The 8208-nt window shown below is 62.4% G+C and carries 7 protein-coding genes and 1 pseudogene; 6 read left to right on the top strand and 2 right to left on the bottom strand.

The annotated features are described in order from the left end of the window. From MPC4_RS05315 to MPC4_RS05290, 6 genes and pseudogenes are all read left to right on the top strand, one after another. Window positions 1-222 (top strand): annotated as a pseudogene (locus MPC4_RS05315) (DNA polymerase III subunit delta); the annotation flags it as partial. A gap of 273 nt (window positions 223-495) precedes the next feature. After that, window positions 496-1059: a F0F1 ATP synthase subunit delta gene (locus tag MPC4_RS05310; RefSeq protein WP_174511599.1), complete on the top strand. Its 564-nt coding sequence runs from the start codon at window positions 496-498 to the stop codon at window positions 1057-1059. After that, window positions 1059-2588, top strand: a complete 1530-nt coding sequence (gene atpA, locus MPC4_RS05305; RefSeq protein ID WP_174511598.1) for a F0F1 ATP synthase subunit alpha — start codon at window positions 1059-1061, stop codon at window positions 2586-2588. The genes MPC4_RS05310 and atpA overlap by 1 nt, the downstream gene beginning before the upstream one ends. Before the next feature lie 54 nt (window positions 2589-2642). Then, complete coding sequence (locus MPC4_RS05300; protein ID WP_134486464.1) at window positions 2643-3521, top strand: F0F1 ATP synthase subunit gamma; 879 nt, start codon at window positions 2643-2645, stop codon at window positions 3519-3521. Window positions 3522-3548: 27 nt separating this feature from the next. Next, window positions 3549-5000 carry a F0F1 ATP synthase subunit beta gene (gene atpD / locus MPC4_RS05295; RefSeq protein ID WP_174511597.1) on the top strand — a complete coding sequence of 484 codons (1452 nt, stop codon included), beginning with the start codon at window positions 3549-3551 and terminating at the stop codon, window positions 4998-5000. A gap of 101 nt (window positions 5001-5101) precedes the next feature. Next, entirely contained in the window at window positions 5102-5503 is a 402-nt protein-coding gene (locus tag MPC4_RS05290; RefSeq protein WP_174511596.1) for a F0F1 ATP synthase subunit epsilon, read from the top strand. Window positions 5504-5634: 131 nt separating this feature from the next. On the opposite strand, the gene MPC4_RS05285 is transcribed toward MPC4_RS05290, so the two are convergent. Beyond that, a complete protein-coding gene (locus tag MPC4_RS05285) occupies window positions 5635-6351 on the bottom strand; it encodes a Crp/Fnr family transcriptional regulator (protein WP_174511595.1) in 717 nt (238 codons plus the stop codon). Window position 6352: 1 nt separating this feature from the next. Next, window positions 6353-8074, bottom strand: coding sequence for an adenylate/guanylate cyclase domain-containing protein (locus MPC4_RS05280; protein ID WP_174511594.1), 1722 nt, complete (start codon window positions 8072-8074; stop codon window positions 6353-6355). Window positions 8075-8208 lie beyond the last annotated feature (134 nt).

The raw sequence follows: 8208 nt of genomic DNA, 5'->3' as shown, positions 1-8208 counted from the left end.
TATAAGAGACAGGGGGAGGGGCATGGCGGCGGCTTCGGCCGCGCCCGCGCGATCGAGGCGCATCTTCGCATCTGGACCTCGGCAAAGCTTTTGCGCGCCATCGAGATTTTGGCGGAAGCGATCGGCAAGGCGCGGCTCGAGCCGAAGCTGGCCGAAGCGATCGCCCTGCGCGCGCTTTGGAGCGTCGCTCTCGCCGCCCGGCCGAGGCCCGCCCCCCGCTAAACTCTCCGCGCCCCGAACCAGCGAAGGCGCCGAAGCTAAAGTCGAGCTTGCGTTGTTTTGCCGCTGCTGCTCCCCATTCCGTGATGCCAGGGTTGCGCCCCAAAATATCCTATGTTAGCAACCCTTCGCTGTATGGGTGTGGCCGCGTTCCTTCGCCGCGCCCGGACTTCTTCATCTCAGTCTCCGGTTTAAGCCTTTTCGCGGATTGCCGCGAAAGGCCAGCGCCTCTAGAAGCGCGCGGACACGGGACATTTTGAACATTTGGGGCATCGGTTGGCGAAGCAAGAAACCCTCGTTTCCGGAATGGCGGGCCGATACGCTCAGGCGCTGTTCGACCTCGCCCACGAAACCTCCACGACCGACGAGGTCGCGGCCGATCTCGCGACATTCGCAGGCCTCCTGGCCGAAAGCGAAGACCTGCGAGACTTCGTGCGCAGCCCGGTCTTTTCCGCCGAAGAGCAGGTCAAGGTGCTGACCGCTCTGCTCGACCGGGCCTCGATTGGCGGAACGACGGCGAAGTTCCTGAAGCTCGTCGCCGCCAAGCGCCGTCTGTTTGCGATCAACGATATGATCCGCGACTTCAACGTTCTTTATGACCATGCGAGAGGGCTCAGCCGCGCTTCGGTCACCGTCGCCGAACCGCTTAAGGATGAGCATGTCGAGGCGCTGAAAAGCGCTCTCGCCGCCATCGCCGGCAGCGATCGCGTCGAGGTCTCCGTCAAGGTGGATCCGACTATCATCGGCGGCCTCATCGTCCAACTGGGCTCTCGCATGGTCGACGGCTCTCTCAAGACAAAACTCAATTCGATCCGCGCACGTATGAAAGAGGTCGGCTGATGGATATCCGCGCCGCAGAAATTTCTGCAATTCTCAAGCACGAGATTGCTGGCTTCGGCAATGAGGCCTCGGTCACCGAAGTCGGCCAGGTGCTCTCGGTCGGCGACGGCATCGCCCGCGTTTATGGCCTCGACAATGTCGAGGCGGGCGAGATGGTCGAATTCGAGAACGGCGTCCGCGGCATGGCGTTGAACCTTGAAGTCGATAATGTCGGCGTCGTCATTTTCGGCTCCGACCGCGACATCAAGGAAAGCCAGACGGTGAAGCGCACCGGCGCCATCGTCGACGTGCCGGTCGGCAAGGAGCTGCTCGGCCGCGTCGTCGACGCGCTCGGCAATCCGATCGACGGCAAGGGCCCGATCAACGCGACGCGTCGCTCACGCGTCGACGTCAAGGCCCCCGGCATCATTCCACGCAAATCAGTGCATGAGCCGATGGCGACGGGCCTCAAGGCCATCGACGCCCTGATCCCGATCGGGCGCGGTCAGCGCGAGCTGATCATCGGCGATCGTCAGACCGGCAAGACCGCCGTTGCGCTCGACGCTATCCTCAACCAGAAAGCCGCGAACCAGGGCACGGACGAAAGCGCAAAACTCTATTGCGTCTATGTCGCGGTCGGGCAGAAGCGCTCGACCGTCGCCCAATTCGTGAAAGTGCTGGAAGAAAGCGGCGCGCTGGAATATTCGATCATCGTCGCGGCGACCGCCTCCGATCCGGCCCCGATGCAGTTCCTGGCGCCATTCTCAGGTTGCGCCATGGGTGAATATTTCCGTGATAATGGCATGCACGCTCTGATCGTCTATGACGATCTCTCGAAGCAGGCCGTCGCCTACCGGCAAATGTCGCTTCTTCTGCGTCGCCCGCCGGGCCGCGAAGCCTATCCCGGCGATGTTTTCTATCTGCATTCGCGCCTTCTCGAGCGCGCCGCCAAGCTGCGCGACGCCAACGGCGCCGGTTCGCTGACGGCGCTTCCGGTCATCGAGACGCAGGCGAACGACGTGTCCGCCTATATTCCGACGAACGTGATTTCGATCACCGACGGCCAGATCTTCCTTGAGACCGATCTTTTCTACCAGGGCATCCGCCCGGCGGTGAACGTCGGCCTTTCGGTGTCGCGCGTCGGTTCCGCCGCGCAGACGAAAGCGATGAAGAAGGTCGCCGGCAAGATTAAGGGCGAACTGGCGCAATATCGCGAAATGGCCGCGTTCGCGCAGTTCGGCTCCGATCTCGACGCGACGACGCAGCGCCTTCTGGCGCGTGGATCACGCCTCACAGAGCTTTTGAAGCAGCCGCAATTCTCGCCGCTCAAAATGGAAGAGCAGGTGATCGTGATCTACGCCGGAGTCAACGGCTATCTCGACGCCCTGCCGGTCAACCGCGTGCGCGCCTTTGAAGACGGGCTTCTCGCTCTGGTGCGCACGAGCCACGCCGACCTGCTCGATACGATCCGCACATCGAAGGATCTTTCCGACGCTTTAGCCGCGCAGCTGAAGTCGATCGTCGAGACCTACGCCAAGAACTTTGCTTGAAGACCTTCGCGTGAAGCATCAAGCGACCTTTGGACATAGTCAGGCGGATATGCCATGCCCTCGTTGAAGGATCTGCGAAACCGGATCGCCTCGGTCAAGGCGACGCAGAAGATCACCAAAGCCATGCAGATGGTGGCGGCGGCGAAACTGCGACGCGCTGAAAATGCGGCGGCGGCGGCGCGGCCCTACGCCGAGCGGATGGAGCAGGTGCTGGGCTCGCTCGCCGCCTCGATAAGCCCCGGATCGCCGGCGCCGCAGCTTCTTGCCGGCAGCGGCCGCGACGGCGTTCATCTGCTTGTCGTCTGCACGGCCGAGCGCGGCCTGTGCGGCGGCTTCAACGCGTCGATCGCCCGGCTGGCCCGCGACGCCGCCGTCTCGCTGATCGGTCAGGGCAAGACGGTGAAGATCATCTGCGTCGGCAAGAAGGGTCATGATATCCTGCGCCGGCAATTCGAGCGCGAGATCATCGAACTCGTCGATCTGCGCGGCGTCAAGACGCTGGGGTTCGATAACGCCGACGCGATCGGCCGCAAGATCGTCTCGCTTTTCGAAGCCGGCGAATTTGACGTCTGCACGCTTTTCTTCGCTCGTTTCAAGAGCGTGATTTCGCAACTTCCGACGGCGCTGCAACTGATCCCGCTGAACGTCAGCGGGGAAGGGCGGGCGGCCGAGCCGCAGGCGGTCTACGATTATGAGCCTGGCGAAGAGGAAATTCTGACGACGCTTCTGCCGCGCAATGTGTCGATCCAGGTTCTGCGCGCCCTCCTCGAGAACGCGGCTTCCGAACAAGGCGCGCGCATGAGCGCGATGGACAACGCCTCGCGCAACGCGGGCGAAATGATCAAGAAACAAACGATGCAGTATAACCGCTCCCGTCAGGCGATGATCACGAAAGAACTGATCGAGATTATTTCTGGCGCCGAAGCGCTTTGAGCATCCAGGACAGCAAGAGGACGAACCATGGCTGACGCCGCAACCAACACGCCCACAGGCCACGTCACGCAGGTCATCGGCGCCGTCGTCGACGTTAAATTCGACGGTCATCTGCCGGAAATCCTCAACGCGCTGGAGACCGACAACGGCGGCAACCGCCTTGTCCTCGAAGTCGCCCAGCATCTCGGCGAAAACTCGGTGCGCTGCCTCGCCATGGACGTCTCGGAAGGCCTGACGCGCGGCCAGCCCGTGCGTGACACCGGCGCACCAATTATGGTGCCGGTTGGAGCAGGCACCCTTGGCCGCATCATGAACGTGATCGGCGAGGCGGTCGACGAGGCCGGGCCGATCCAGGCAAGCGATCATCGCGCGATTCACCAAGAGGCGCCAACCTATGCCGAGCAGGCGACGGAAGCGCAGATTCTCGTGACCGGCATCAAGGTTGTCGATCTTCTGGCGCCCTACGCCAAGGGCGGTAAGATCGGCCTCTTCGGCGGCGCGGGCGTCGGCAAGACCGTGCTGATCATGGAGCTCATCAACAATGTCGCCAAGGCGCATGGCGGTTATTCCGTCTTCGCGGGCGTCGGCGAGCGTACGCGCGAAGGCAATGACCTTTATTACGAAATGATCGAATCCAAGGTGAATCTCGATCCGCGCGAGCATGGCGGTTCGGCCGAGGGATCGAAATGCGCCCTTGTCTATGGCCAGATGAGCGAACCACCGGGCGCCCGCGCGCGCGTCGCGCTTACCGGACTGACGGTCGCCGAGGATTTCCGCGATCAAGGCCAGGACGTGCTGTTCTTCGTCGATAATATCTTCCGCTTCACCCAGGCCGGTTCGGAAATGTCGGCTCTGCTTGGCCGCATTCCTTCGGCGGTCGGTTATCAGCCGACGCTCGGCACCGACATGGGCGCGCTTCAGGAGCGCATCACCACAACGACCAAAGGTTCGATCACCTCGGTGCAGGCGATTTACGTCCCCGCCGACGATTTGACCGATCCGGCGCCGGCGGCCACCTTCGCCCATCTTGACGCGACGACCGTGCTGTCGCGCTCGATCGCTGAAAAGGGCATCTATCCCGCCGTTGATCCGCTGGATTCGACCTCGCGCATGCTGTCGCCCCTCGTCGTCGGCGAAGAACACTATGGCGTCGCGCGTCAGGTGCAGCAGATCTTGCAGCGCTATAAGGGCTTGCAGGACATCATCGCCATTCTCGGCATGGATGAATTGTCGGAAGAAGACAAGCTGACCGTCGCCCGCGCGCGCAAGATCGAACGCTTCCTGTCTCAGCCGTTCCATGTCGCGGAAGTTTTCACCGGCTCCCCCGGCAAGCTGGTGTCGCTGGCCGACACGATCAAGGGCTTCAAGGGGCTCGTCGAGGGCAAATACGATCATTTGCCGGAAGCGGCGTTCTATATGGTCGGCTCAATCGACGAGGCGATCGAGAAGTCGCAGCGCCTCGCGGCGGAAGCCGCCTGACGGTCACCATCGCAATCGGCCGCGCGGCGGATCATTCCGCGCGGCGCTTTTTGAGCCGCGGGTCGCATTAGATCGGCGGAAATCAATGTCAGGGACGCGCAATGGCGGACTTTCATTTCGAACTCGTGTCGCCTGAAAAGCTGATGTTTTCGGGCGAGGTGCAGGCTGTCGTCGTGCCCGGAACCGAGGGTCAGTTTACAGTCCTCAAGGATCACGCGCCGCTCATGTCGACGCTGAAGCCCGGCGTGATCGACATCGAGGAATCCCGGACGAACAAGCTGCGGTTTTTCGTTCGCGGCGGCTTCGCCGACGTGTCGCCCGCGGGCCTCACGATTTTGGCGGAACAGGCCATCCCGCTCGACGAAGTCGACGCGGCCAAGATCGCGTCTGATATCAAAGACGCGGAAGAAGACGTCGCCGACGCGAAGAATGACGAGAGTCGCCGCCTTGCGGCCGAAAAGCGTGATCAACTCCTCGAGCTCAGAGACGCTCTCAAGATCTGATTGGCTGCGCGGACAAGCCGCCTGGCCTCGGATCTGCCAGGGCGGCGCCGTCATCGAGCGCGCGCGCTGGCGGCGACGGTAAAGGGACGCCCGTCCTCACTGCGGCGAACATGATCCGCGCTGCGGTGGGCCTATGTCTTGAAATCCAGCGCATCCTCCTTATCGCCGATCATCGCCACCAGGCGGGGCACGTCGACGAGGGTCAGCGCGCCGCGCCCGCGCCGCACGAGCCCCTCGCGCTCCATTGCGCTCAATTCCTTGGTGACGGTTTCGCGGCGGGTGCTGATGCGCCCGGCAAGATCCGCGTGGATGGGAGGAGGCGAGACGATCGCTTCTCGAGGATCTGCGCGATTTGCCCGCGAGAGCCGCAGCAGCTCTGTGATCAGCCGTTCTCGAATAGCGAGAGTCGTGAATTCATTCACTCGGTTGGCCAGCATGCGAACCTGCCCGGTGATGAAGCGGAGCAGGCGAAGGCTGACATCGGGGTGGCTCGTGACCGTTTCGATGAATGTCGTGGCCGTCATTTTTGCGATCGTCGCATCGGTGATGGCAAGAATACTGGCGGACCGCGTCTGGCCATCGATCGCGGCGAGTTCGCCGAAAAATGCGCCGGCCTCGATATCGCGCAGGATCGTCTCACGGCCGGAAATCGACCGGATCATCACGCGAGCGACGCCGGTGATGAGAAAAAAGACGTCCGTGCTCTCGTCCTGATAGTCGATGATCCATTCCTTGGCCCGCGCGCGCCGCCAGATACAGCGTGTGTCGAGCCGGGCGATGATGTCTGGCGGCAGGGAGTGGAAAAGTTCGACGCGCGCGAGCGTTTCAGATGGCCTGATGGTGGTCATGTCAATTGGCCTCCTGCGCGATCAGATGATCGAGATCGTCTTTCGTGCGAAACACGATCAATTCGATTTGCCTGGAGACGCTACGGATCTGCACGCGGCGGGTCTCGACCGGCGGCATCGCAAAGCCTGCGCGCTCGACCATCTCGCGCGAGAGAATCATTGTGCATTTCAGCTCCTTGGTGAGGCTCTCGAGCCGTGACGCGATATTGCCGACCTCACCAAGAAACTGCGCCGTCTGCCGGCTCTCCAGGGCGCCGACGACGGCAAGACCGAGATGGCAGCCGGCGCCGAAACGCAGCGGGAAATCGAAGGCGGACTCGAATTCGGTGCTGAGCGCGTCCAGCGTTCTCCACAGCTCCTGGAGCGCGAAAATCGCTGCGCGGGATGCAGATCGCGCGTCACGGTCGCCACCGAAAAAACTCATGACGCCATCGCCGGCGATGCTGGTGACATGGCCGCCGCTCGCTTCGACCGCATGGCAAACCGCGCCTACATAACGATCAATGACATAGAATGCGTCATAGGGGAGGCGTCCGTCGGCGAGTTTGGTCGAATCGCGCAGATCGATGAAAAGAGCCGCGATCTCATGTTCCGTTGATGCGCTGAGGTTGGCGGCGAGCGCTTTTGTCCCCCATCGCCCGAGAGTAAGAAGCGGCGTGACGTCGACGTCTTCATGCGGCCTTACCTGACACGCCAGTCGAATATTGGTCTCGGCCTGGATCGCGGCGAGGGTGTTGGCTTCCGCCACATTGGGCGAAGGCAGCGTTTCGAGGCCAGCCCGGACGCGCACGCGGCAGGTCGAGCAGCGTCCACGGCCGCCGCACATCGACATATGCGAGACGCCGGCCCAGCGGCTCGCTTCGAGAATCGAGAAGCCGCGCGGCACCACGGCCTGCTTGCCGTCAGGGTAGGTCACCGTCACGGCGCGATAGCGCCGCTGCAGCCATTCCCGCAAACCATGACCCGCGAAGACCGCGCCGACGAGGCCGATGTAGACAAGAATCGACAACTCGCCAATCTTGGCGAGCATCGCTGCTTGAGCCGGGCTCTGAAGGTTGAACGAGGCGAGAAAATTCCGATCCTGCGCGGCGGTCGCATCGAAATCATGACCCGCGTCGATGATGCCGCTGATGGCGAGAAGCGGAATCACGGTCGCGAGGGCAGCGAGAACCGGCATCCATTTCGGATACCAGGGCTTGAAGCGCATCGCGCTGCGCAGCCCGATACAGCCGTGGATCCAGAGCACGAGCAGCAAAAGGAATTGCCGCGGCACGCCGACAAAGGGCGACAGATGCCAATAGCGATAGATCAGCCATGGGTAGCTTTCGGGTAGGCCGAATAGAAAATGACCGACGCGGACATTCACCGCGTGAAGGATGATGAGCGGTGGAATCGACAGGCCGAGGAGGATTTGCGCGAGTTCGGCTGGTGGAATCCGCAGATGACGGCGGCGATAGATCGCGAAGAGGCCGAGGCTGCCATGCGTCAGCAGCGACCCGTAGAGCAGTGTCTGGCCGACATAGGTTCGCCACGGCCATAAGAGCACGAGCCTGATCGCCTCCATCGTTGGGAGGCGCAGCACGCCGCAGGCGTGGTTCAGAAAATGAGTCGTCGCGAAACTGAACAGGATAAGGCCGGTCGTCATACGGAGCGTTCGCTCCACCGGCGGAAAGCGGGACGCCTTGACGGGGGCGCCCTCTATTGCTTCTGGGGCCTGCGTCACGCGCATCATCCTCCATCATACTCGGGGCGGTTTCCGCATTCGCCGGCAATGGCCGCGCATGCGCGGCCAAGTTGGATTGCAAGCGCCGGTTCCTGCCCTCGAGAAAGTGTAGGAGAAGCGATCGCCGGTATCCA

This window comes from Methylocella tundrae (assembly GCF_901905185.1).
In the GTDB taxonomy this organism is placed as follows: Bacteria; Pseudomonadota; Alphaproteobacteria; order Rhizobiales; family Beijerinckiaceae; genus Methylocapsa; species Methylocapsa tundrae.
This window is presented reverse-complemented; position numbering and strand designations above follow the sequence as displayed.